Origin of the sequence: Paracoccus denitrificans (assembly GCF_900100045.1) — a bacterium.
GTDB classification, from domain to species: domain Bacteria; phylum Pseudomonadota; class Alphaproteobacteria; order Rhodobacterales; family Rhodobacteraceae; genus Paracoccus; species Paracoccus denitrificans.
The window spans coordinates 1-24,853 of the sequence record NZ_FNEA01000023.1; the positions used below are offsets into that span (position 1 = coordinate 1).

Consider the following 24,853-nt stretch of genomic DNA (forward strand, 5'->3'; position numbering starts at 1 on the left):
AGCCTCGGCCGCATCCGCGAGGCCCTGGCCTTGATCCGCGCCGCCGCACCGGGTCTCGAGGTCGACGGCGAGATGCAGTTCGACGCCGCGCTCGACGAGGCGATCCGGGCCAGGAAGGCCCCGGAAAGCCCGCTGACCGGACGGCCCAACGTCTTCGTCTTCCCCGACCTCGCCGCCGGCAATATCGGCTACAAGATCGCCGAGCGCCTCGCAGGCCTCACCGCCATCGGACCCATCCTGCAAGGCCTCGCAAAACCCGCAAACGACCTCTCGCGCGCCTGCTCGGTCAAGGACATCGTAAACGCAACAGCAATAACCGCTATGCAGACGAAATAGACACAAAAGCTCCAGAATGGGCCGACAACTCGCGCATCGCAGCCCCGATCCGGCCGATCCCTGCAGCAATCCGGTCCGCGGGGACCGACGAGTAGGCAAGACGGAAAAAACCGCCGCCCCGCGAAGGTGCGGCGAAGAATGCCGCGCCCGGCTCGATCAGTACGTCGCGCGTCTTGAGCAGGGCTGCGAGTTCGGCGGAATCCACCCCCTCGGGCGTCGCCAGCCAGAAGCTGGAACCGCCGGTCGCCTCGGGCGAGGCAAGCCGCAGCCCCTCATGCGCGATGGCGGCCAGCATCACCTCGCGCCGCTGCGCATAGGCGCGGCGCATCCGGTTCGCCTGCGCGTCGTAATGGCCGAGCGACAGGAAATGCGCCAGCGTCCGCTGCATATGGCCGGGCGGATGGCGCAGCACCATGCCGCGCAGCGCCCGCGCCTCGGCGATGAAGCGCGGATCGGCCACGACATAGCCCAGCCGCACGCCCGGAAAGACCGATTTCGAGAACGAGCCGATATAGATCACCGCCCCGGCCCGGTCGATGGCCTTGAGCGCGGGCGAGGGTGCGCCGGCGAAGGACATCTCGAATTCGTAATCGTCCTCGACCACCGCGAAGCCCTGGGCCTGGGCGCGGGCCAGCAATTCCTTGCGCCGGGCCAGCGGCATGGTGGAATTGGTCGGGCATTGGTGGCTGGCCGTGGTGAAGACTGCCGAGATGCCGGGCGGGATGGCGTGAGGCGGCAGGCCGCGGGCATCGACCGGGACCGGCAGGATGCGGGCGCGGCTGGCGGTCAGGATCTCGCGCTGGCCGGGATAGGAGGGGTCCTCGACCGCGCAGGAGGCGCCGGGGCGCAACAGCAGCTGCGCCACCAGCCACAGCGCGTTCTGCGCCCCCATGGTCAGCAGGATCTCGTCCCGCCCGGCGCTGATGCCGCGCCGGGGCAGGATCTGGCGGGCGATATGGTCGACCAGTTCCGGGTCGTCGGCGTCGTAGAGGTCGCCGGTGAGGCTGTCGAATTCGCGCCGCCCCAGCGCGCGCATGGCGCAGTCGCGCCAGGCGGCATGGTCGACCAGCGCCGGGTCGGCCTGGCCATAGACGAAGGGATAGGCGAAGCGGCGCCAGTCGCGCTCGCGATCCCGGCGCTGCGCCCGGCCGAAACGGCCTTCGAGCTGGCTGTCCCAGTCGAAGCGCGGCGCGTCGGGGGCCGGGGGCTCGGCCTCGAGCCGCCGCTCGATGCTGTCCGAGATGTAATGGCCGGATCGGTCGCGGCTGGTCAGGTAATCGGTCGAGACGAGCTCGGCGAAGGCCTGCGCCACCGTCACCCGCGCCACGCCCAAATGCAGGGCCAGCGCGCGGGTCGATGGCAGCTTTTCGCCCGGCCGAAAGCGGCCTGCCGTCACCGACGCGATGATCTGGCGCCGCAGCTGGACCTGCAGGGGCAGGCCGGCGGCATGGTCCAGGAAAAAGGCGTCGGGGGGAATCGGCATGGAGTGATCCGCGGCGGCTGACGGAGCTTATCAGTCCCCCGAATGCCGCCGCGGATCAAGGGTCAGGCAAAAACCTTGGTCAGGGCGTTGTCGATGGCATCGGTGATGCGGTCGATGTTGTCGGCCGTGGCGATCAGCGCCGGCGACAGGCAGAGCGTGTTGTTGAAGCCCGGCAACGACCGGTTGGTCGCGCCGATGATGACGCCCTGCGCAAGGCAATCCGCCACGACGGCCTGCACCTTCTTTTCGTCCATCGGCTCCTTGCTGGCGCGGTCCGCGACCAGCTCGGCGCCGCAGAACAGGCCCTTGCCGCGCACGTCGCCGATGACCTTGTGCTTCTCCATCAGCGCGTTGAGGTTCGCCAGCGTGCGCTCGCCCATGGCGACGGTGTTGTCGAGCAGCCCCTCGTCCTCGATGATGCGCATGTTCTCGATCGCCGCCACCGGCCCCGAGGTGCAGCCGCCGAAGGTCGAGATGTCGCGGAAGAAGCTCATGCCGTCCTCGGGCGCGTCCTTGAACATCTCGAAGACGCGCTCGGTGGTGACGGTGCAGGAGATCGCCGCATAGCCCGAGGCGACGCCCTTGGCCATGGTGACGAAATCAGGCTCGATGCCGTATTGCTGATAGCCGAACCAGGTGCCGGTGCGGCCAAGCCCGCAGACCACCTCGTCGATATGCAGCAGGATGTCGTATTTGCGGCAGATCTCCTGCACGCGCTGCCAATAGCCCTCGGGGGGCGTGATGACGCCGCCGCCGGCCGTCACCGGCTCCAGCACGATGGCGCCGACGGTATCGGGGCCTTCGCGCAGGATCACCTCCTCGATGGCGTCGGCGGCGCGCTCGCCGTAGTTTTCCACGTCCCATTGCTTGCGGTATTCAAGGCAATGCGGCACGCGCACGAAGCCGTCGGGGAAGGGGCCGTAGGCGATGGCGCGCTGGTCCTGGCCGCTGGTCGCCAGCGTGGCGATGGTGGTGCCGTGATAGTCGCGGTCGCGATAGAGGATCTTCCATTTCTTGCCGCCATGGTGGCGCGCCGCGATCTGGCGCACCATCTTGTAGACCTTCTCGTTCGCCTCGGAGCCCGAGTTCGAGTAATAGACCCGGGTCATACCCGGCATCTTTTCGATCAGCTTCTGCGCAAAGATCGCGCCCGGCACGGTGCCCGCCGCGCCGGCGTAATAGTTCAGCTTGACCAACTGGTCGCGGATCGCATCGGCGATGCTTTCGCGGCCATAGCCCACGTTGACGGTCCAGACGCCGCCCGAGACGGCATCGAGGAACTCGCGCCCGGTGGCGTCCCACAGCCGCATGCCCTTGCCCTCGACAAAGACACGCGGGTCGATGGTCTCATACTGCTTGTGCTGGCTCAGGTGGTGCCAGACATGGGCGCGGTCGGCCGCGACCACATGGGACATGTCGTTGGGGTTCAGATCGAGCGTCATGGCCGGACTCCTGCGGGTGAAGGGCGTTTCTCTCTGACTGCGCCCGAACGCGGCAAAGGGATAGAGCCAGATTGGGCGAATAGATGGAGCCAGTTTCTCATGGGCAGGGCCGAATCGGGTGGGGATTCGGGCCGGAAGCGCGCATTTTCCCGCTGCCGTTTCTGCGAGCGCGAAAGCATCGCTGCGCTGCAAAAACAATTAATCAATTGTTTTCACTGTGAAATATTCATGGCTGCGCGCGAAGCTGCTTATAGACAGATAATCCTATCTATCCGTATAGTTTGGAAAGTTGCCTCCCCAAGAACCAATGCAACGCCAACAACAGGGTTTCCTCATGCTCAATCGTCGTCGTTTCCTGACCACATCCACGCTGGCCGCCGCCTCGCTTGCCGCGCCGGGCCTTGTCACCCGCGCGCTTGCCCAGGGCGAGGCGCTGAAGATCGGCGTGCCGGTGCCGATCTCGGGCGCCTTCGCCGCCAACGGCAAATTCGCCACCATCGGCGCGCTTCTGGCCGCCGAAGAGGTCGCGGCCGCGCATGGCGTGCAGGTCTCGACCCTTGACCTCGATACCGAGGGCAAGCCCGCAACCGCCGTGCGCAAGGTGCAGGACGCGCTGGCGCAGGACGGGGTCAAGCTGTTCGCGGGCGGGATCCTGTCGTCGGAATCGCTGGCCATGGGCAAGGAGGTCGAGCGCGGCGGCGGCGCCTTCATGACCACCGCCGGCGCCGACGAGATCACCGGCGTCGATTGCAACAGGGCCACCTTCCGCTGGTCGGTGCCGACCTATGGCGCCATCAACGAGACGGTGCGCCCGATCATCGACGCGCTGCCCGACGCGAAGAAGTGGTATACGATCACCCCGCAATATGTCTTTGGCGACGGGCTTCTGAACGCTGCCAAGGACGTGTTTCAGGAAAAGGGCATCGAGCATGTCGGCAACAGCTATCATTCGCTGACCGACAAGGAATTCTCGGGCTACCTGACCAATGCCATCGCCGCCCAGCCCGACGTGCTGTTGCTGCTGAACTTCGGCGCGCAAAGCTCGGACACGCTGCGGCAGGCGGTCAGCTTCGGCCTCAAGCAACGCATGACCATCGTCGTCGCCTGGGCCTCGGGGCTGGAGCAGTTCGAGGCGCTGGGGCCGGATATCTGCGAGGGCGTCTATTTCGGCGCGCAATACTGGCACGGCGCCGACTCGGCGCTGAACCGCGAACTGGTCGCCAAGGTGCAGGAAAAGCACGGCTTCAACCCGAACTATTCCTTTGCCGGCAGCTATATCTGCTCGAAACTGCTGCTGGAGGCGGCGGTCAAGGCCGGCTCGCCGGACGGCGCGGGCATCGCCGCGGCGCTGAACGGGCTGAAATACCAGGGCCTGACCGGCGAGGAAGAGATCCGCGCCGCCGACCACCAGGTCATCAAGGACTATTACCTGCTCAAGGGCAAGGCCAAGGCCGACATGGCCGACAAGGACGATTACGCCGAGATCATCAGCGCCGGCAAATCGTTCCTGTCGCCCGAGGATGCCGGCTGCGCCATGCCTGCCTGATCCCCCGCCTCCCCGCGCGATCCCTGTCGCGCGGGGCCTTTTCGCCCGGTTTCAGGAGAAGCCCGTGATCTACCTTTTCCAGGTTCTGAACGGCATCGGTCTGGGGATGCTGTATTTCCTGCTTGCGGTCGGCCTCAGCGTCATCTTCGGCCTCTTGCAGTTCGTGAACTTCGCCCATGGCGCCTTCTACCTGCTGGGCGCCTATCTGACCTATGACCTGACCATGCGCGGCTTCAGCTTCTGGGCCGCCATGCCGCTGGCCACGCTGATCGTCGCCGGCATCGCCGCGCTGATCGAGGCGCTGCTGCTGCATCGCATCTACAAGCTGCCGCATACCTTCCACATCCTGGTGACGGTCGGCCTGGCGCTGGTCGTGCAGGAACTGGTGATCATCGCCTGGGGGCCGCTGGGCGGCTCGGTGCCCGCGCCCGAGGGGTTGCAGGGCGTCGTCATCCTGGGCGATTTCATCTATCCGCAATATCGGCTGTTCACCATCGGCTTCACAGCCGTCCTGGCCGGGCTGCTGTGGTGGCTTCTGGAGGGCACGCGGCTGGGCGCCATCGTGCGCGGCGGGTCCGAGTTGCCCTCGAACATGGCACTGCTGGGCTACAACACGCTGCGCATCAACACCGCCGTCTTCGGGTTCGGCGCCGGGCTTGCGGGGCTGGCCGGTGCGCTGGCCGCGCCGATCCGCGGCGTCGAGCCCTTCATGGGGATCGAGGCGCTGTCGGTGGCCTTCGTCGTCGTCGTGATCGGCGGCATGGGCAGCTATACCGGCGCGCTGGTCGCGGGCCTGCTGGTCGGCGTGGTGCAAAGCGTCATGACCACGCTGTGGCCCGAGGGTGCGCGGCTGATGATCTATGTCGGCATGGCGCTGGTCATCGCGCTGATGCCCCGCGGCCTGTTGGGGAGGGCATGAGCATGAACCCGCTCGACAAACCCTATGCACAGCTGGCGCTGGCGGTGCTGGCCGTGCTGGTGCTGCCGCTGTTCCTGAAATCCGGCATCCTCGCGACCGAAATCCTGATCTTTGCCATGGTCGTCGCCGCCTGCAACCTGCTTCTGGGCTATACCGGCCTGCTGTCCTTCGGCCAGGGCATCTTCTTCGGCATCGGCACCTATGCGGCGGGCATCTGCCTGACGCGCTGGCAGATCCCGGTGCCGGTGGTGCTGGCCAGCGCGGCGGTGCTTGGCGCGGCCACGGCGACGCTGGTCGGCTGGCTGTCGATCCGCCGGCAGGGGGTCTATTTCGTCATGCTGACGCTGGCCTTTTCACAGCTGTTCTATTTCGTCGCCTATACGTTCAGCGGCGTGACCGGCGGCGACAACGGCCTGTTGGGCGTGCCGCGTCCCTCGGTCGGCGGCACGGCGCTGAATGCGCCCTGGTCCTATTACACCTATGTCGCGGTCTGTTTCGTGGCGGTCTTCGCGATCCTGGTCATGGTCACGCAATCGACCTTTGGCCGCACCCTGCTGGCGATCCGCGAGAACGAGGGGCGCGCGGCCGCCATCGGCTTTCCCACCAAGCTGTTCAAGCTTGAGGCCTTCGCCATCTCGGGCGCGGTCACGGCCTTCGGCGGCGCGCTCCATGCCATGCTGATCGGCGTCGCGCCCTTGTCGAACATCGAATACCACACCAGCGAGCTGATCCTGATCATGACCATCATCGGCGGCAGCTCCAGCCTGTTCGGCTCGGTGCTGGGGGCGGGGTTCTACCTGCTTCTGGCCGATGCGCTTTCGACCGTCTGGCCGCGCTGGCTGTTGCTGCTGGGCCTGGTGCTGGTCACCGTGGCGCTGTTTCTGCAACGCGGGCTCTGGGGGCTGGTCGAGCGGGGCTACGACCTGGTCTTCCGCCGCGAACGGGCGCCCGAAACCCCGGCCGAGGAGCATTGAGATGACCGACATCGCATTGCAGACCCGCGGCCTTGGGGTAAAATACGGCAACTTCCACGCGCTGGCCGAGGTGGACCTGCAGATCCGCCGCAACTCGGTCCATTCGATCATCGGGCCGAACGGGGCGTGCAAGACCACGCTGTTCCACGCGCTGACCGGGCGGGTGCGGGCATCCTCGGGCCGGATCGAGCTGGACGGGCGCGACATCACCGACACCTCGGACGACGACCGGGTGCGGCTGGGCATCGCGCGCTCGTTCCAGGTGACCAGCCTGTTCCCGAACCTGGCCCTGCGCGAGAACCTGCGCCTTGCCGCCCAGGGCCGCACGCCGTGGCAGGCGCTCGCGCCCTGGCGGCGGGCCGAGGCCAATGCCGAGGCGCTGGCCATCGCCGACGAGGTGATCGAGCGGCTGGCGCTTGCCCCCGTGTCGAACCGGCTGGCGGGCGAGCTGTCGCATGGCCAGCAGCGGCGGCTGGAGGTCGGCATGGCCATGGCCGCGCGGCCGCGCGTCATCCTGCTGGACGAGCCGACATCCGGCATGGGCATCGACGACATCGAGGCGATGAAGCAGCTGATCCGCGACCTGGGCCGCGACCATACCGTGCTGTTCATCGAGCATAACATGGGCATCGTCATGAACATCTCGGACATGGTCACGGTGATGCGGCTGGGCCGCAAGCTGGTCGAGGGGCCACCGGCGCAGGTCCGCGACGACCCCGAGGTGCAGCGCGCCTATCTGGGCAACATGATCACGGGGGACATCGCATGACGCCGGCTTTGCGACTGACCGATCTGCACAGCTATTACGGCAAGAGCCACATCCTGCAAGGCGTCACGCTGGAGGTCGGGCAGGGCGAGATCGTCACCCTGCTGGGCCGCAACGGCGCCGGAAAAAGCACGACGCTGAAGACCGCCGTGGGGCTGATCACGCCCCGGCAGGGCCGCGTCGAACTGGCCGGCCGCGACATGACCGGCCAGCCGGCGCATCGCATCGCCGCCGCCGGGCTGTCGCTGGTGCCCGAGGATCGCGGCATCTTCCAGCTGCTGACCGTCGAGGAGAACCTGCGCATCGCCGAAAAGCGCGGCTCGCCATGGTCGCTTGGCGACATCTACCGCATCTTCCCGCGACTGGAAGAGCGCAGGAAGAACGGCGGCGGCCAGCTTTCGGGGGGCGAGCAGCAGATGCTTTCCATCGCCCGGGCGCTGCTGAACGGTCCCAAGGTGCTGATGCTCGACGAGCCGGTCGAGGGCCTGGCCCCGATCATCGTCGAGGAGATCGTCGCCCAGATCCGCCTGATCCGCGAGGCCGGCGTCCCGATCCTGCTGGTCGAGCAGAACCTGGCCGTCTGCAGCCAGCTTGCCGACCGGCATTACATCCTGGAACTGGGCCGCATCATGCATTGCGCCAGTGCCGACGAGTTCCGCAGCGACCCGGACACCATCGACCGCTACCTGGGCGTGAAGGCATGAAGGAAAACACCATGTCCAACCTGACAATCGACGCCGAAAGGCTGTGGGACAGCCTGATGGAAACGGCGCGGATCGGGGCCACGCCCGACGGCGGCATCGCCCGGCTGACGCTGTCCGAGGACGACCGCCGCGTGCGCGACTGGCTGCGCGCCCGATGCGACGCGCTGGGGCTGAGCATGACCGTGGACGAGGCCGGCAACATGTTCGCCACCCGTCCCGGCGCCCGTCCCGACCTGCCCGCCATCGCCATGGGCAGCCATCTGGACACCCAGCCCACCGGGGGCAAGTTCGACGGCGTGCTGGGGGTGCTGGCGGGGCTCGAGGTGCTGCGCACGCTCGACGCCGCCGGCTACCGGACCGAGGCGCCCTTGATGCTGGTCAACTGGACCAACGAGGAGGGCTCGCGCTTTTCGCCGGCCATGCTCGGCTCGGGCATCTGGGCCGGGGTCTATAGCCGCGAATACGGCGACGGGCGGGCAGATGCCCGCGGCGACACGTTCGGCGCCAGCCTCGACCGCATCGGCTATCGCGGCGAGGCCAGGGCGGGCGCGGTCCGCTTTGGCGCGATGTTCGAGCTGCATATCGAGCAGGGCCCGATCCTGGAAGCCGAGGGGGTCGAGATCGGCGTGGTGCAGGGCATTCAGGGCATGCGCTGGTTCGACCTGACCATGACCGGCACCGCGGCGCATACCGGCTCGACCCCGATGGGGATGCGTCGCAACGCGCTGCTGGGCATGGCGCGGGTGATCGAGGGTATCGACCGCATCGCCAAGGCGCATCCCGACGCGGTGGGCACCATCGGCTTTCTGGAGATCGGCCCGAACTCGCATAACGTGATCCCCGGCGAGGTGCGCGCCACCATCGACCTGCGCCACCCTTCAGACGCGGTGCTGGACCGGATGCAGGCCGAGGTCGAGGAACTGGTGCGCGATGCCGCCGAAGCGGTCGGGCTCACGCACCGGCTGGAGCAGATCTCGCGCACCGCGCCGGTGGTTTTCGATGCCGAATGCATCGCCTCGGTGCGGACGGGAGCGCGGGCGGCGGGCTATTCGACGCGCGACATCATCTCGGGCGCCGGCCATGACGCGGCCCATGCGGCGGCCGTGGCGCCGACGACGATGATCTTCGTGCCCTGCAAGGACGGGCTGAGCCACAACCCCGCCGAATCGACCGAGCCCGCGGAATGCGCCGCCGGCGCGCAGGTGCTGCTGGAGGCGGTGCTGGACTACGACCGCCGCATGGCCGAGGCCCGCAAGGGGGCGGCCGCATGACCCGCCTTGTCCTGGCCCGGCTGAACCACGAGACCAACACCTTCTCGCCGGTCAAGACCCCGCTGGCCGCCTTTGCCCCGAGATGGGGCGAGGATGCGCTGGCCGCGGCCGAGAGCTATCCCGCCGCCATCGGCGCCTTCCACGCCTTCGCCCGTCGCATCGGCGCCGAGGTCGAGGTGCCAGTGCTGGCCCATGCCATGCCCTCGGGGCCCGTTGAGGACGATGCCTTCGAGGCCATGGCACAGGCCATCCTGGCGGCGGTCGAAAGGGGCTGCGACGGCATCCTGCTGGACCTGCATGGCGCCATGGTCACCCGCAGCCATGGCGATGGCGAGGGCGAGTTGTTGCGCCGCATCCGCGCCGCCGCGCCGGGCGTGCCCATCGGCGTGGCGCTGGACCTGCATGGCAACATCACCGGAGGCATGCTGGAGCATTGCGACGTGATTGTCGGCTTCAAGACCTATCCGCATGTGGACATGGTCGAAACCGGAGAACATGTCCTGCGCCTGTTCGAACCGCTGCTTTCCGGCGCCCCGCGTCCGGCCATGGCGCTGTGCCATCCGCCGATGCTGGCGGCGACGCTGTGCATGAACACCACCACCGATTGCGCCATGACCGACCTGATCGCGCTGGCGCGGCAGGCCGAGGCGCGGCCGGGCGTGCAGGCGGCGACGGTCTTCGGCGGCTTTCCCATCGCCGACCTGGCCGAGACCGGCCTGTCCATCGTCACTGTCGCCGACACGCCGGAGCTTGCGCGCGAGGTGGCCCGGGAACTGGGCCGCGAGGCATGGCAGCGACGCGCCGAATACGTCTATGCCGAGGAGCCCTTGGTCCGATCCATCGCCCGCGCCGCCGCGCTGGCCGACGGTTCGGCGCCGGTGCTGCTTCTGGACCACGGCGACAACTGCATGTCGGGTGGCAGCTGCGACGTGATGGACGTACTGGAGGAGCTGATGGCCGCCGGGCAACAGGGCATCCTTGTCGGTCCCGTTGCCGATCCCGAAACCGTGGCCCGGCTTTTCGCGGCGGGCGAGGGGGCCGAGGCCGAGATCGCGCTTGGCAACAAGACCCCGGCCGAGGGCCTGCCCGCGCCCCGCCCGCCGCTGCGGCTGAAGGGTCGCGTGACGGCGCTGTCCGACGGGCACTATCGTGTCGCCGGGCCGATCTACAACGGGCAGGAGCTTTGCATGGGCCGTGCCGCCGCATTCGACACCGGCGCCGCGCGCATCGTGATCTGCGAGGAACCGCATGAGCCGCTGGACCTGGGCGTGTTCGCCAGCCTCGGCCTCGATGCCGCCAGCGCGCGCTTCCTGCACCTGAAATCGCGCATGTATTGCCGCCCGGTCTTCGAGCCGCTTGCGAAAGCCGTGGTGGAATGCGCAAGCTCGGGCGTAACCGCCTCGGATTACGATCTCTTTGCTTTCAAAAAATTGGCCCGGCCCATATATCCGCTGGACCCCGGGACAATCTGGCAAGACTGAAGGACCGCATGGATCAGGACGCACCGGCAGGCAGGGAACGCAGGCTGACCCGCATCAAGCTGTCGGATCAGGTGGCCGAGGACATCCGCCGCCGCATCGCCCGCGACGGGTTGCGCCCCGGCGACCGGCTGCCGCATGAGCGTGCGCTGATGGAGCATTACGGCTGCTCGAAAGGCACCATCCGCGAGGCGCTGAAAGCGCTGGAGGTCGAGGGGCTGGTGCGCATGCTCTCGGGTCCGAACGGCGGCCCCGAGATCCAGCCAGCCTCGATCGACATCGTCACCCAGCAGCTGCGACAATACCTGCATTTCCAGAAGATCGACTTCGCCCAGGTCTATGAGCTGCGCCAGTCGCTGGAGGTCAGCCTGGCGCGCAACGTCATCGGCAAGCTGGCGCCCGCGCATTTCCGCCGGCTGGAAGAGAACGTCCGCATCTGCGAAGAGGCGAACGCGGCGCAGGATCGCGCCCTGGTGCGCCGGGCCGAGACCGAGTTCCACGACATCCTCTGCGAAGCCTCGGACAACGTGATCCTGGTCTTCATGTGCCGCTTCCTGAACAGCATGCTGCGGGATCTGGTCAGCTATCGCAGCGAAAGCATGCGCGAGCACGAGATCTTCGGCGAGGCGAATATCGAAAGCCACAGGCAGCTTCTGGCCGCGTTTCGCGCCGAGGACGGCGATGCCGCCGCCCGCATCATGCACGAACACATGTGCTGCGCGGAAAGCTACATGCGCCGGCTGGACGCCTCGTTCCGCTCGGACCTTCTGAGCCGGTTCTGAACGCCAGAACGCGGCGGTGAGGCCGCGCATCCGTGGCGGACCCCGCCTGCGCAAGACCAGCACGGCGGCGCAACTGTTTTCTTGACATCACCGGGGTGCGGTCCCTTATCTTCCCCTACCTCACCAGAGGGCGCAGATGATGGCGGAAAGCATCCAGAAGGAGGACTGGGAACGCTTTCGTGCCTTGGGGAGCGTGCCCCCAAGCGTTCGAGAAGTCGTGCTCAGATCCTGGGTTCGGTCAAAGGAGGGCGCGAGGCTGCATGCGTTGCGGCAGGCGCCGTCATTGGGTCAGGACGAACTGAACAATCTTCGGTCCAGAAACACGCGCCTGCGCGAAGCCGCGAAACTCGCCGTCCGGCGCACCGGCTACATGCTCGATGACGCGGGCGCCATGCTGCTGCTCTGCGACCAGAAGGGCGTCGTGCTCGAGGCGGCGGGGGATGCGCGCGTGCTGTCGCGCGGCGCCGAGAACCACCTCCAGCCCGGCGGGCGGTGGGACGAGGCCGCCATCGGCACCAATGCGATCGGCACGGCGCTGCATCTGGGCAAGCCGGTCAGCATCACCGGGGTCGAGCATTTCTGCGAAGCGATCCACCACTGGTCCTGCGCCGCGGCACCGATCCACGACCCCGTGACGGGCAAGATGCTTGGCGTGGTGGATATTTCGGCCCCCGCCCAGGAACGGATGCGCCGGGGCGCGGCGCTTTCGGTCAGCCTGGCGCTGCAGATCGAAGAGGCGCTGCGCGCGCTGGAGTTGCAAGAGCGCGAGGCATTGATCGGCCATCTGCTTTCCTCCGGCATGGGCGCGGGTCGCGGGGGCGACATGGCCGTCTTCGACCGCTATGGCCGGCAGGTCTGGGCATCGGGCGCCTCCGAACGGCTCAGCACCAAGCTCGGGCCGGCGACCGCCGGTCTGGCCGAGGCCCCTGCGTTCGAGGGCGATCCGCACCTGCTGGCCGAGCGGTTCAGCGCCGCCTTGCCCGAAGCGGGCGTCGATCTGATCCTCAGCCGTGGCGAGGCGCTGGGGCTGGTCGTCAGCTTCCCGATCAGGCGCCGCGGCGAACGCAAGGACCGCATCGACCTGCCGGCCATTGCCGGCATAGGGTCGATGATGGCGCCGATCTGCGACGAGGCCGCGAAGCTTGTCGAAAGCGGCGTCCCCCTGGTGATCAAGGGGCAGGCGGGCAGCGGCAAGGAAACCCTGGCACGGGCGCTGCACGAGGCCGGCCCGCAGGCCCGGATGCCGTTGGAACTGGTGGATTGCAGCCTGCTGGAGCCCGCGATGCTGCGCGGCGCGCCGGGCGGCGAATGGCTGGCGCGGCTGTCCGACGGCGGCGGCACGCTGATTCTGGACGAGCCGGTGGAAACGCCCCTGCCGGTCCAGGTCGCGCTGGCGCAGTCGCTGGCACAGCTTCAGCGGGCCGCGCCGGTGCAGGTGATCAGCCTGTCTTCGGTGCCGCTTTCGGAACGCCTGGCGGCCGAGCGCCTGCGGGCCGATCTGCATTTCCGGCTCTCGGGCGCCGTGCTGCGGCTGCCTTCGCTCGCGGAGCGGCGCGCGGACCTGCCGGACCTGGTCAGGCATTTCTCGGAAACCTGTTCGGACCGACGGAAGGGCGTCGTCCGCTTCACGCCGGCCGCCATGCTGCGACTGCAAGCCTATGACTGGCCGGGAAACCTGCGCGAATTGCGCAATCTTGTCGAGGCGCTTTCAGCCACGTCCTTCAGCCGGCTCGTCGATGCGGCGGACCTGCCCCCGGCCATCGCGCGGGGCAGGCGACCGGGCCGCGAGGAGACGTTGCGCGACCGCGAGAGGGTCGAGATCCTCGATGCGGTGGCCGCATGCGGCGGCAACATGACCGAAACGGCGCGGCGCCTGGGGATCTCGCGCTCGACGCTTTACCTCAAGCTGGAACAATACGGGGTGCCGCGCGCCCGCAAGCACTGACGGCGCTTTCCGCACCGCGTCATTGCGTCCGCAGCATGTCCGGCACGATGTCCGAAAACCGGACAACACCCGCAGCCGCAGCGGCTGCATCCTTTCCATACGCCACGGGAAGGTGGCGCAATGGGAGGAGGAAAAACCATGCCATTGGACAAGGAATCGCATCGAAAGGTGCAGGTGCTGGGCATCGACGCCGGCGGCACCATGACCGACACGTTCTTCGTCGACAGCGACGGGGACTTCGTGGTCGGCAAGGCCCAGTCGACACCGCAGAACGAGGCGCTCGGCCTGATCGCCAGCTCGAAGGAGGGGCTGGAGCATTGGGGGCTGACGCTGGACGAGGCGCTGTCGGAAATCCAGACCGGAGTCTATTCCGGCACCGCGATGCTGAATCGCGTGGTGCAGCGCAAGGGGCTGCGCTGCGGGCTGATCGTCAATGCGGGGATGGAGGACTTCCACCGCATGGGCCGCGCGATCCAGGCCTATCTGGGCTTTGCCTATGAGGACCGGATCCACCTGAACACGCATTATTATGACGAGCCGCTGGTGCCGCGTCACCTGACCCGCGGCGTGATGGAGCGGGTGGACATGTCCGGCACCGTGGTCATCCCGCTGCGCGAGGAAACCGCCCGCCAGGCGGCGCGCGAACTGATCGCCCAGGATGTCGAGGGCATCGTGATCTCGCTTCTGCACAGCTATCGCAACCCCGCCCATGAGCGCCGGGTGCGCGACATCGTGCTGGAGGAGGTCGAGAAATCGGGCAAGGCGATCCCGGTCTTTGCCTCGACCGACTATTACCCGGTGCGCAAGGAGACCCATCGCACCAACACCACGATCCTGGAGGCCTATGCCGCCGAGCCTTCGCGGCAGACGCTGAACAAGATCTCTTCGGCCTTCAAGGAGAACGGCTCGAAATTCGACTTCCGGGTGATGGCGACCCATGGCGGCACCATCAGCTGGAAGGCCAAGGAACTGGCGCGCACCATCGTCTCGGGGCCCATCGGCGGGGTGATCGGCGCCAAATACCTGGGCGAGGTGCTGGGCTATTCCAACATCGCCTGTTCGGATATCGGCGGTACCTCGTTCGACGTGGCGCTGATCACCCAGAACGAGCTGACGATCCGCAACGACCCGGACATGGCGCGGCTGGTGCTGTCGCTGCCGCTGGTCGCGATGGATTCGGTCGGCGCGGGGGCGGGCAGCTTCATCCGGCTGGACCCCTATACCAAGGCGATCAAGCTGGGGCCGGATTCGGCGGGCTACCGGGTCGGCGTCTGCTGGGCCGAATCGGGGATCGAGACCGTCACCATCTCGGACTGCCACGTCATCCTGGGCTATCTGAACCCCGACAACTTCCTGGGCGGCCAGGTCAAGCTGGACCGCGAGCGCGCCTGGAACGCGATGAAGGAACAGATCGCCGATCCGCTGGGCCTGTCGGTCGAGGATGCGGCGGCGGGCGTCATCGAATTGCTGGACAGCGACCTGCGCGACTATCTGCGCTCGATGATCTCGGGCAAGGGTTCGACGCCGGGCAACTTCGTCTGCTTCAGCTATGGCGGCGCGGGTCCGGTCCATACCTACGGCTATACCGAGGGGCTGGGCTTCGAGGACGTGATCGTGCCGGCCTGGGCTGCGGGCTTCTCGGCCTTCGGCTGCGCGGCGGCGGATTTCGAATACCGCTATGACAAGTCGCTGGACATCAACATCGCCCCCGATGCCCCCGATGCGCTGAAGACCACGCAGGCCGAGACGCTGCAGGCCGCCTGGGAAGAGCTGAAGGAACGCGTCCTCGAAGAGTTCGAGATCAACGGCTACAGCCCCGACAAGGTGCAACTGCAACCGGGCTTCCGCATGCAATATCGCGGCCAGCTGAACGACCTGGAGATCGAAAGCCCGATCATGGAGGCGCGTTCGGCCGAGGACTGGGACCGGCTGGTCGAGGCGTTCAACGACACCTATGGCCGCGTCTACGCCGCCTCGGCGCGCTCGCCCGAACTTGGCTATTCGGTCACGGGCGCGATCATGCGCGGTACGGTGCCGATCCCCAAGCCGCGGATCCCGAAAGAGGAATTGCAGGGCGAAGCGCCGCCCGAAGAATCGAAGCTGGGCACCCGCAAGTTCTATCGCCACAAGAAATGGGTGAACGCGCAGCTTTACCAGATGGAGAAACTGCGCCCCGGCAACCGCATCACCGGCCCCGCGATCATCGAATCCGACGCCACGACCTTTGTCGTGCCGGGCGGCTTCGAGACCTGGCTCGACGGGCACCGGCTTTTCCACCTCAAGGAAATCTGACGGTCTCAGGGAGGAGATGAAGTCATGAACATTCAATCCAAGGTCGAGAACCGCGGCATCGTGCGCGGCGGCGAGACCCTGAAGGAACATCGCGACCGGCTGATGGAGGCCACGAAGCGGACCAGGCATTACGCCGGCCTGCAGCAGACGGAGCTGCGCGACAGCGACCCGATCAAATACAACAAGCTGTTCTCGCGGCTGCGTGCCGGGGTGGTGGACGCGCGCGAGACCGCCAAGAAGATCGCCGCCTCGCCCATCGTCGAGCAAGAGGGGGAACTGTGCTTCACCCTCTACAACGCGGCGGGCGATTCGATCCTGACCTCGACCGGCATCATCATCCATGTCGGCACCATGGGCGCGGCGATCAAGTACATGATCGAGAACGGCTGGGAGGATAACCCCGGCATCCGCGACAAGGACATCTTCTGCAACAACGACAGCCTGATCGGCAACGTCCATCCCTGCGACATCCACACCATCGTGCCGATCTTTCACGAGGGCGAGCTGATCGGCTGGGTCGGCGGCGTCACCCATGTGATCGACACCGGCTCGGTCGGGCCGGGCTCGATGTCCACCGGGCAGGTGCAGCGGTTCGGCGACGGCTATTCGATCACCTGCCGCAAGATCGGCGAGAACGACACGCTGTTCCGCGACTGGCTGCATGAAAGCCAGCGCATGGTGCGCACCACGCGCTACTGGATGCTGGACGAACGCACCCGCGTCGCCGGCTGCCACATGATCCGCGACCTGGTGCAGGAGGTCATCGCCGACGAGGGCATCGAGTCCTATTGGAAATTCGCCTATGAGGCGGTCGAGCACGGCCGGGTCGGCCTTCAGGCCCGCATCAAGGCGATGACCATTCCCGGCAAGTATCGCCAAGTCGGCTTCGTCGACGTGCCCTATGCGCATGAAGACGTGCGGGTTCCGTCCGACTTTGCCAAGGTCGACACGATCATGCACACGCCGTCCGAGATCACCATCCGCGGCGACGGCACCTGGCGGCTGGACTTCGAGGGCTCGTCCCGCTGGGGCTGGCATACCTACAACGCCCATCAGGTCAGCTTCACCTCCGGCATCTGGGTGATGATGACGCAATCGCTGATCCCGACCGAGATGATCAACGACGGCGCCGCCTACGGGACAGAGTTCCGCCTGCCCAAGGGCACCTGGATGAACCCGGACGACCGGCGCGTGGCCTTCAGCTATTCCTGGCACTTCCTCGTCAGCTCATGGACGGCGCTGTGGCGGGGTCTCAGCCGGGCCTATTTCGGCCGCGGCTACCTGGAAGAGGTGAACGTCGGCAACGCCAATACCTCGAACTGGCTGCAGGGCGGCGGCTTCAACCAGTATGACGAGATCCATGCCGTCAACTCGTTCGAATGCGCGGCGAACGGGGTCGGGGCCAGCGCGCATATGGACGGCATCAGCCATGCCGCCGCAGTGTGGAACCCGGAAGGCGACATGGGCGACATGGAGATCTGGGAACTGGCCGAGCCGCTGGTCTATCTGGGCCGGCAGATCAAGGCGAGTTCCGGCGGCGCCGGCAAGTATCGCGGCGGCTGCGGCTTTGAAAGCCTGCGCATGGTATGGAACGCCAAGGACTGGACGATGTTCTTCATGGGCAACGGCCATATCAGCTCGGACTGGGGGCTGATGGGCGGCTATCCGGCGGCCTCGGGCTATCGCTTCGAAGCGCATGACACCCGGCTCAAGGAGATCATCGCCGAGGGCGGCGCCATCCCGCATGGCGGCGACACCGACCCCGAGAACCCGACCTGGGAGGCGATGCTGCCCGATGCGCGGATCAAGCGCGACAAGCAGGCCATCACCACCGAGGCGATGTTCAAGGACTACGACCTGTATCTGAACTACATGCGGGGCGGTCCGGGTTTCGGCGATCCGCTGGACCGCGAGCCGCAGAAGGTGGCCGACGACGTGAACGGCGGCTACCTGCTGCCCCGCTTTGCCGAAAGCGTCTATGGCGTGATCCTTGCCCAGGCCGGCGACGGCATGCAGGGCGTCGATCAGGCCGCGACCGAGGCGAAGCGCAAGGCGATCCGCAAGGCACGGCTGGAGGAATCCGTCCCCACCCGGCAGTGGATGGAATCCGAGCGCGAGAAGATCCTCGCCAAGGATGCCGGCACCCATGTCCAGCAGATGTTCGCCGCATCCTTCAAGCTGGGCCCGCGCTTCGAGCAGCAGTTCCGCAGCTTCTGGAACCTGCCCGCCGACTGGAAGCTCATGGAGGCCGACCTGCCGATCCCGTCCTATGGGCGCGAATACTCCATGGACATCTCGGAACTGCCGGACGTGAAGACCGTCCAGTTCGTCGAGGAATGAACCGTCCCGGCGGCGTCTCCTGCGACGCCGCCGCCCCCGGAAGGCCAGTCAGACGGAGGTTCCCATGGCCTATACCAAGACCAAGATCAAAGACCTGGTGGACGGCAAGATCGACCGCGATACGCTGCACACCATGCTCTCCACCCCCAAGGACAAGGAGAGGTTCCAGACCTATATCGAGATCCTGCAGGAGCAGGTGGAATGGGACGATCCCATCATCCTGCCGCTTGGCCCCAAGCTGTATATCGTCCAGCGCAAGTCGGACAGGAAATGGATGATCCGCAGCCAGGCCGGCCACGATTTCTGCGAATGGGATCAGAACTGGAAGCTGCATGCCCGGATCCGCGTGCGCGAGACCGCCGAAAAGATGGAGGAGCTTTATCCCCGCCTGATGGCACCTTCGCCGGACTGGCAGGTGATCCGCGAATATTTCTGCCCGATCTCGGGCGACCTGCTGGATGTCGAGGCCCCCACGCCCTGGTATCCGGTGATCCATGATTTCGAGCCGGATATCGACACCTTCTACAAGGATTGGCTTGGCATGGCGGTTCCTGAACGGGCCTGAGACGTCCCCCGAACTCAGTCCCCGGAGTGGGGCGCCCGGAAATCGGGCGCCCCACTGTTTGCGTTCCCGCTGACCCCGGCCGAGGCACCCGCCGCCCCCCACGGGAACCATGAAGGCGCCTGTCGTAAACGGCTGGGATTGCGGGATCTGCGACGACCCGGCCGATGTCCCGGCCCATGGACCCGGTTCAGCCGAGCATGGGTTTCCCCGCGACATAGGTCTGCGCGATGGCGCGGTCGTCGCCGAGGATCTGCAGGATGAACAGCTCTTCGGCCAGGGTTTCGGCGCGGTCCATGCGCAGCGCCATCGCCGGCGTGGCGCGGCTGTCCAGCACCACCAGGTCGGCATCGCTGCCGGGGTCCAGCGTGCCGATCCGCTCGGCCATGCCGAGCGCCAGCGCATTGCCGCGCGTGACCCAATGGAAGGCGGCGAATGGATGCAGCTTCTGGCCGCGCAGTTGCAGGATCTTGTAGCCCTCGTTCAGGGTTTGCAGCATGGAATAGCTGGTGCCGCCGCCGACATCGGTGGCGATGCCGCTGACCACGCCCGCCGCGCGCAAGCCCGCCTCGTCGAAAAGCCCCGAGCCGAGGAACAGGTTCGAGGTCGGGCAGAACACCGCCCGGCTGCCGGTCTCGGCCATGCGGGCGATCTCGCGCGGCTCCAGGTGGATGGAATGGCCGAGCAGCAGCTTGTCCGACAGGAGCCCGTAGGTCTCGTAGATGTCGAGATAGTCGCGCGCCTGCGGATAGAGGCTGAGGGTGAAGGCGATCTCGTCGCGGTTCTCGGACAGATGCGTCTGGATGTGGCAGTCGGGATGTTCGCGCACCAGTTGCCCGGTCATCCGCATCTGTTCGGGCGTCGAGGTGATGGCGAAGCGCGGGGTGATGGCATAGCGCTGGCGGCCCCGGCCGTGCCATTTCTCGATGAGCCGCTTGCTGTCGTCATAGCCCTGCTGCGGCGTGTCCAGCACCGCCTCGGGGGCGTTGCGGTCCATCATCACCTTGCCGGCGATCATCGCCATGCCCCGCGCCTCGGCGGCCGAGAACAGCGCCTCGGCCGATTGCGGATGCACCGAGCAGAAGGCGACGGCGGTGGTCGTGCCGTGCTGGAGGAGCAGGTCGAGGAACTTTTCGGCCATCAGCGGCGCATGGCCCTGTTGGGCAAAGCGCGATTCCTCGGGGAAGGTATAGGTGTTGAGCCAGTCGAGAAGCTGCGCCCCCCAGCTGGCGATCACCTGCACCTGCGGGAAATGGATATGGGTGTCGATGAAGCCCGGCAGGATCAGGTGCGGCCGGTGGTCGATTTCCGGCAGGCCCGGCTCGTGCAGCGCGGCATAGTCGCCGATGGCGACGATCTTGCCGTCTTGGGTGATGATGGCGCCGTCCTCGTGATAGGTGAAGGCGTTCTCGACCTCGACCGGGTCGGCGTGGAAGGAGAGCGTGCGCCCCCGGATCAGCTGTCGCATGAGTATTTTTCGAACGGTGAAACGGTTTCGGTCAGCCGGCCGATGATCTCGGCGGCGGTGAAGGCGGCGATGACCTCGGGGCGCTTGTCGCGCGACCAGCCGGCGCCGATGGGGCAGGTCAGCCGGTCGGTGTCGAGCCCCTGGGCGCGGGCGAAGCGGCGGAACTGCACCAGCTTCGTCTTGCTGCCGATCATGCCGATATAGGGCGCGTCCATGCGGCGCAGAGCCTCGGCGGCAAGCAGGAAGTCCAGCGCATGGTCATGGGTGACGATGATATGGCTGGTGCCGAAGGGCGCTTGCCGGATCTCGGCCTCGGGCAGCGGCGTCAGGCGGGTCTCGCCGGTCGCTTGCGCCAGTTCGCCGGCGCGCTGGTCGATCAGGACCGGGCGCAAGGGCAGCAATGCCAGCGCCTTGGCAAGCGCCCGGCCGACATGGCCGGCGCCGAAGATCAGCACCTGCGGATGCTCGGGGCCGGCGGGGGCCTCGGCCACGCGGGTCAGGGTAAGCTCGACCCGGCCCCCGCAGCATTGGCCGATCTCGGGGCCCAGCGGCACGTCCATCATGGCCTGCGCCTCGCCGCGCGCCAGCATCTGCCGGGCGCGGTCGATGGCCATGTATTCCAGCTGGCCGCCGCCGATGGTGCCGCTGAGCCCCTCGGGGGCGACGAACATCGCCGCCCCCTTTTCGCGCGGGGAGGAGCCGCGCGTGCGGGTGATCTCGACCCGGATCATGGCCGCAGCCGCTCGATGGCCATCAGCACGCGCTCGGGTGTGGCGGGCGCGTCGATGCGCGGGTTCTCGGCATAGCCGTTGAACGACGCGACGGCCATGTTCAGCGCCTGGAAGACCGAGATGCCCAGCATGAAGGGCGGCTCGCCCACGGCCTTGGAGCGCTTGATCGTCGCCTCGCGGTTCACCGACCAGTCGGCCAGGTCGACGTTGAAGACCTTGGGCCGGTCGGAGGCCAGCGGGATCTTGTAGGTCGAGGGCGCATGGGTGCGCAGCCGGCCCTTGTCGTCCCACCACAGTTCCTCGCTGGTCAGCCAGCCGGTGCCCTGCACGAAGGCGCCCTCGACCTGGCCCTTGTCCAGCGCCGGGTTCAGGCTGCGGCCCACGTCATGCAGCACGTCGGCGCGCTCGATGACATATTCGCCGGTCAGCGTGTCGACCGAGACCTCGGAGCAGGCGGCGCCATAGGCGAAGTAATAGAACGGCCGGCCCTGCCCGGTATCGCGGTTCCAGTGGATCTTGGGCGTCTTGTAGAAGCCGGCGGCCGACAGCTGGATGCGTGCCAGATAGGCGGTCTTGACGAAATCCTCGAAGGGCATTTCCTCGGTGCCGATCTGCACCGTCTCGCCGATGTTGACCAGTTCCGGCGGCACGCCCCTGGCTTCTGCGGCGAATGCGGTCAGCCGCTCGATCAATTGCCGGCAGGCGTCCAGCGCCGCCATGCCGTTCAGGTCCGAGCCCGACGAGGCCGCGGTGGCCGAGGTGTTCGGCACCTTCTCGGTCGTGGTCTTGGTGATCTTGATGCGGTCGATGCTGACCCCCAGCGCCTCGGCCACCACTTGCGCGACCTTGGTGTTCAGGCCCTGGCCCATCTCGGTGCCGCCGTGGTTCAGGTGGATCGAGCCGTCCGAATAGATGTGGATCAGCGCACCGGCCTGGTTGTACCAGGTCGCGGTAAAGCTGATGCCGAACTTGACTGGGGTAAGCGCGATGCCCTTGCGGATCGCGCCGCCCTGTTCCTTCGCACGGGCGTTCCAGTCCAGCACGGCCTGGCGGCGGGCGTGGTAGTCGCTGCTGGCCTCCAGCTCCTCGAAGATGCGGGGCAGGATCTGGTCCTCGACCTCCTGGTGATAGGGGGTGAGCTGGCCGTTTTCGTAAAGGTTCAGCTTGCGGATCTCCAGCGGGTCGCGGCCAAGGGCATAGGCGATGTCCTCGACGATGCGCTCGGCCATGACCACGCCCTGCGGGCCGCCGAAGCCGCGGAAGGCGGTATTCGAGCAGGTGTTGGTCTTCATCGGATGGCTGCGCAGCTCGACCGCCGGGTAGTAATAGGCATTGTCGGCGTGGAACAGCGCCCGATCCGTCACCGGGCCCGAGAGATCCGAGGAAAAGCCGCAGCGGGCATAGAAATCGGCATCGACGGCGTGGATCTTGCCGGTTTCGTCATAGCCCGCCCGATAGTCGATGACGAAGTCGTGGCGCTTGCCGGTGATCGAGAAATCGTCGTCGCGGTCGGGGCGCAGCTTGACGGCGCGCTTGAGCTTCTTGGCCGCCAGCGCCGAGATGCAGGCGAACGGGTTCATCTGCGATTCCTTGCCGCCGAAGCCGCCGCCCATGCGCCGCACGTTCACCACCACGGCGTTCGAGGGCACGCCCAGCACATGGGCGACCATGTGCTGCACTTCGCTGGGATGCTGGGTCGAGACGTTGACGACGACCTCGTCGTCCTCGCCCGGGATCGAGAAGGCGATCTGGCTTTCCAGGTAGAAATGTTCCTGCCCGCCGACGGTCAGCCGGCCTTCGATGCGCCGGGGCGCGCGGTCCATTTCAGCCATGTCGCCGCGCTTGAGCTTCAGGGGCTTCGTCACATAGCCCATGCCGGCGTCGCGGGCCGAGATTGCATCGATGGCAAAGGGCAGTTCCTCGTATTCCACGCGGGCCAGCTGGCAGGCGCGGCGGGCCTGGTCGCGGGTCTCGGCCACCACGGCAAAGATCGGCTGGCCGTGGAACTGCACCTCGTCCTGGGCCAGCAGCGGCTCGTCGTGCAGTCCGGTGGGCGAGATGTCGTTATGGCCGGGAATGTCCGCGGCGGTCAGCACCAGATGCACGCCGGGGGCCTTGCGCACCGCGTCGAGGTCCATCCCGACGATGCGGCCATGCGCCACGGTCGAAAGCCCCAGATAGGCGTGCAGCGTGCCGACCGGCTCCAGCAGGTCGTCGGTATAGTCGGCCAGGCCGGTGACATGTTTCACGGCCGAATCGTGGATGATGGGCGTATGGGCGGCGCCCTTGACGAAAACGTCCTGTTTCATTCGACCCTCCTCAGGCGGTGGTCTGCGCCCTGCTGTTCAAGCCAGAAGCGGCGGAAGAAGTTGGCGGCGAGTTGCTGGCGATATTCCTTGCTGGCCCGCCAGTCGCTGAGCGGCTGGAAGTCGTTTGCGACCGCACGCGCGGCGGCCTCGAAGGTCTCGGCGGTGAAGGGCTGGCCCTTCAGCGCCGCCTCGGCCTGGGTGGCGCGTTTCGGTGTCGCGGCCATGCCGCCGAATGCCACGCGCGCGTCGATGATCGTGGCGCCGTCGGTTTCCACCCGGAAGGCGGCGGCCGAGGCGGTGATATCGGCGTGATGGCGCTTGGAGACCTTGTAGGCGGCGATCCTGGCCTCGCCTTTCAGCGGCACGGTGATCGATTCCACGAACTCGCCGGGGCGGCGGTCCTGCTTGCCGTATTCGATGAAGTAGTCCTCGATGGGCAGTTCGCGTGCGCCCTCGGCGCTGCGCAGCCGCAGGCTCGCGCCAAGCGCGATCAGCAGCGGCGGGGTCTCGCCGATGGGCGAGCCGTTCGCCACGTTGCCGCCGATGGTGCCGGCGTTCCTGACCTGCCAGCCGCCGATGCGCAGCCAGTAATCCACCGCCTCGGGGAAATGCTCGCGCAGGAAGGGCTCGAACTCGGAATAGGTCACGCCGGCGCCGATGGTGATGTGGCCGGGGGCGATCTCGATCCTCTTGAGATCCTGCAGATGGCCGATGAACACGGCCGGAGAGATGTTGCGCAGGAATTTCGTCACCCACAGGCCCACGTCGGTCGCGCCCGCGACGATGGTGGCCTTGGGGTTCTCGGCCAGGACCTGCGCCAGGTCGGCGGCATCGGCCGGCAGGATGGCACGATCCTCGCCGCGCGCCACCTCGACGCGTTCGCGCGGAATGGCATCGAGCGCGGCGGTGATGCGGTCGCGCTCGACCGTCAGCGCATCCATGTGTTGCCCGCCCGCCTCGCTGGCCGCGAAGGCCGCCTTCACGATCGGCTCGTAGCCGGTGCAGCGGCACAGGTTGCCTTGCAGCGCGGTCTCGATCGCCAGCATGTCGGGATGCGGATCGGACATCCACAGCCCGTAAAGCGCCATGACGAAGCCCGGCGTGCAAAAGCCGCACTGGCTGCCGTGATGCTCGACCATGGCGGCCTGGACCGGGTGCAGCCCGCCATCAGCGCCGCGCAGATGCTCGACGGTGACGACATGGCAGCCGTGGCACGAGGCCAGGAAGCGGATGCAGGCGTTGATCGGCTCGTAATGCAGCCGGCCCTGGTGCAACCGGCCGACCAGCACGGTGCAGGCGCCGCAATCGCCCTCGGCGCAGCCCTCCTTGGTGCCGGTCAGGCGGCGATTGAGCCGCAGGAAGTCCAGAAGTGTGTCGCGCGAGCCCGCCTCGGTCAGGCTGATCTCGGTGTCGTTCAGAAGAAAGCGCAATTCGTGGCCCATTCGGTCCTCGCTCGCATGGCTGGGTATGGGAAAAGCCTAGATGCGAATTGCTCTTTGCGAAAT

The 24,853-nt window shown here is 67.0% G+C and carries 19 protein-coding genes; 13 read left to right on the forward strand and 6 right to left on the reverse strand.

Going from position 1 to position 24,853, the window contains the following annotated elements:
• Positions 1–336: phosphate acyltransferase (locus BLT64_RS18555; protein WP_217633919.1), on the forward strand; the 336-nt coding region annotated here is incomplete at its 5' end.
• On the opposite strand, the gene pdxR is transcribed toward BLT64_RS18555, so the two are convergent.
• Both pdxR and tpa read right to left on the reverse strand, forming a co-directional pair.
• Positions 320–1,819 (reverse strand): MocR-like pyridoxine biosynthesis transcription factor PdxR, encoded by a 1,500-nt coding sequence (gene pdxR / locus BLT64_RS18560; RefSeq protein WP_011750503.1) that lies wholly within the window; start codon positions 1,817–1,819, stop codon positions 320–322. The genes BLT64_RS18555 and pdxR overlap by 17 nt on opposite strands.
• Positions 1,820–1,881: 62 nt before the next feature.
• Positions 1,882–3,261, reverse strand: coding sequence for a hypotaurine--pyruvate aminotransferase Tpa (tpa, locus tag BLT64_RS18565; RefSeq protein ID WP_011750502.1), 1,380 nt, complete (start codon positions 3,259–3,261; stop codon positions 1,882–1,884).
• Positions 3,262–3,595: 334 nt separating this feature from the next.
• Here tpa and BLT64_RS18570 point away from each other — a divergent pair, with 334 nt between their 5' ends.
• From BLT64_RS18570 to BLT64_RS18625, 12 genes are all read left to right on the forward strand, one after another.
• A complete protein-coding gene (locus BLT64_RS18570) occupies positions 3,596–4,807 on the forward strand; it encodes an ABC transporter substrate-binding protein (RefSeq protein ID WP_011750501.1) in 1,212 nt (403 codons plus the stop codon).
• Between the two features lie 64 nt (positions 4,808–4,871).
• Positions 4,872–5,726 (forward strand): branched-chain amino acid ABC transporter permease, encoded by an 855-nt coding sequence (locus BLT64_RS18575; protein WP_041530460.1) that lies wholly within the window; start codon positions 4,872–4,874, stop codon positions 5,724–5,726.
• 2 nt (positions 5,727–5,728) lie between these two features.
• On the forward strand, positions 5,729–6,700 hold the full coding sequence (locus BLT64_RS18580) for a branched-chain amino acid ABC transporter permease (RefSeq protein WP_232290580.1): 972 nt from the start codon (positions 5,729–5,731) through the stop codon (positions 6,698–6,700).
• Between the two features lies 1 nt (position 6,701).
• Positions 6,702–7,469 carry an ABC transporter ATP-binding protein gene (locus BLT64_RS18585; protein WP_011750498.1) on the forward strand — a complete coding sequence of 256 codons (768 nt, stop codon included), beginning with the start codon at positions 6,702–6,704 and terminating at the stop codon, positions 7,467–7,469.
• Positions 7,466–8,170: an ABC transporter ATP-binding protein gene (locus BLT64_RS18590; protein WP_011750497.1), complete on the forward strand. Its 705-nt coding sequence runs from the start codon at positions 7,466–7,468 to the stop codon at positions 8,168–8,170. The genes BLT64_RS18585 and BLT64_RS18590 overlap by 4 nt, the downstream gene beginning before the upstream one ends.
• Before the next feature lie 11 nt (positions 8,171–8,181).
• A complete protein-coding gene (locus tag BLT64_RS18595; RefSeq protein ID WP_041530667.1) occupies positions 8,182–9,441 on the forward strand; it encodes a Zn-dependent hydrolase in 1,260 nt (419 codons plus the stop codon).
• On the forward strand, positions 9,438–10,922 hold the full coding sequence (locus BLT64_RS18600; RefSeq protein WP_011750495.1) for a M81 family metallopeptidase: 1,485 nt from the start codon (positions 9,438–9,440) through the stop codon (positions 10,920–10,922). The genes BLT64_RS18595 and BLT64_RS18600 overlap by 4 nt, the downstream gene beginning before the upstream one ends.
• 8 nt (positions 10,923–10,930) lie before the next feature.
• On the forward strand, positions 10,931–11,701 hold the full coding sequence (locus tag BLT64_RS18605) for a FadR/GntR family transcriptional regulator (protein WP_011750494.1): 771 nt from the start codon (positions 10,931–10,933) through the stop codon (positions 11,699–11,701).
• A 139-nt stretch (positions 11,702–11,840) separates the two neighbouring features.
• A complete protein-coding gene (locus tag BLT64_RS18610) occupies positions 11,841–13,646 on the forward strand; it encodes a sigma-54-dependent Fis family transcriptional regulator (protein WP_496559548.1) in 1,806 nt (601 codons plus the stop codon).
• A gap of 138 nt (positions 13,647–13,784) precedes the next feature.
• Positions 13,785–15,938 carry a hydantoinase/oxoprolinase family protein gene (locus BLT64_RS18615; protein WP_041530459.1) on the forward strand — a complete coding sequence of 718 codons (2,154 nt, stop codon included), beginning with the start codon at positions 13,785–13,787 and terminating at the stop codon, positions 15,936–15,938.
• A gap of 24 nt (positions 15,939–15,962) precedes the next feature.
• On the forward strand, positions 15,963–18,278 hold the full coding sequence (locus BLT64_RS18620) for a hydantoinase B/oxoprolinase family protein (RefSeq protein ID WP_011750491.1): 2,316 nt from the start codon (positions 15,963–15,965) through the stop codon (positions 18,276–18,278).
• Between the two features lie 64 nt (positions 18,279–18,342).
• Complete coding sequence (locus tag BLT64_RS18625) at positions 18,343–18,843, forward strand: acetone carboxylase subunit gamma (RefSeq protein WP_011750490.1); 501 nt, start codon at positions 18,343–18,345, stop codon at positions 18,841–18,843.
• Between the two features lie 187 nt (positions 18,844–19,030).
• Here BLT64_RS18625 and guaD read toward each other — a convergent pair whose 3' ends face one another.
• From guaD to xdhA, 4 genes are read right to left on the reverse strand one after another with little or no spacing between them, the layout of a single operon-like run.
• A complete protein-coding gene (gene guaD, locus BLT64_RS18630) occupies positions 19,031–20,308 on the reverse strand; it encodes a guanine deaminase (RefSeq protein WP_011750489.1) in 1,278 nt (425 codons plus the stop codon).
• Complete coding sequence (gene xdhC, locus BLT64_RS18635; RefSeq protein WP_011750488.1) at positions 20,296–21,039, reverse strand: xanthine dehydrogenase accessory protein XdhC; 744 nt, start codon at positions 21,037–21,039, stop codon at positions 20,296–20,298. Before xdhC ends, guaD begins: the two co-directional genes overlap by 13 nt.
• Positions 21,036–23,348 carry a xanthine dehydrogenase molybdopterin binding subunit gene (xdhB, locus tag BLT64_RS18640; protein ID WP_011750487.1) on the reverse strand — a complete coding sequence of 771 codons (2,313 nt, stop codon included), beginning with the start codon at positions 23,346–23,348 and terminating at the stop codon, positions 21,036–21,038. Before xdhB ends, xdhC begins: the two co-directional genes overlap by 4 nt.
• Positions 23,345–24,790, reverse strand: coding sequence for a xanthine dehydrogenase small subunit (gene xdhA / locus BLT64_RS18645; protein WP_011750486.1), 1,446 nt, complete (start codon positions 24,788–24,790; stop codon positions 23,345–23,347). Before xdhA ends, xdhB begins: the two co-directional genes overlap by 4 nt.
• Between the last annotated feature and the right edge of the window lie 63 nt (positions 24,791–24,853).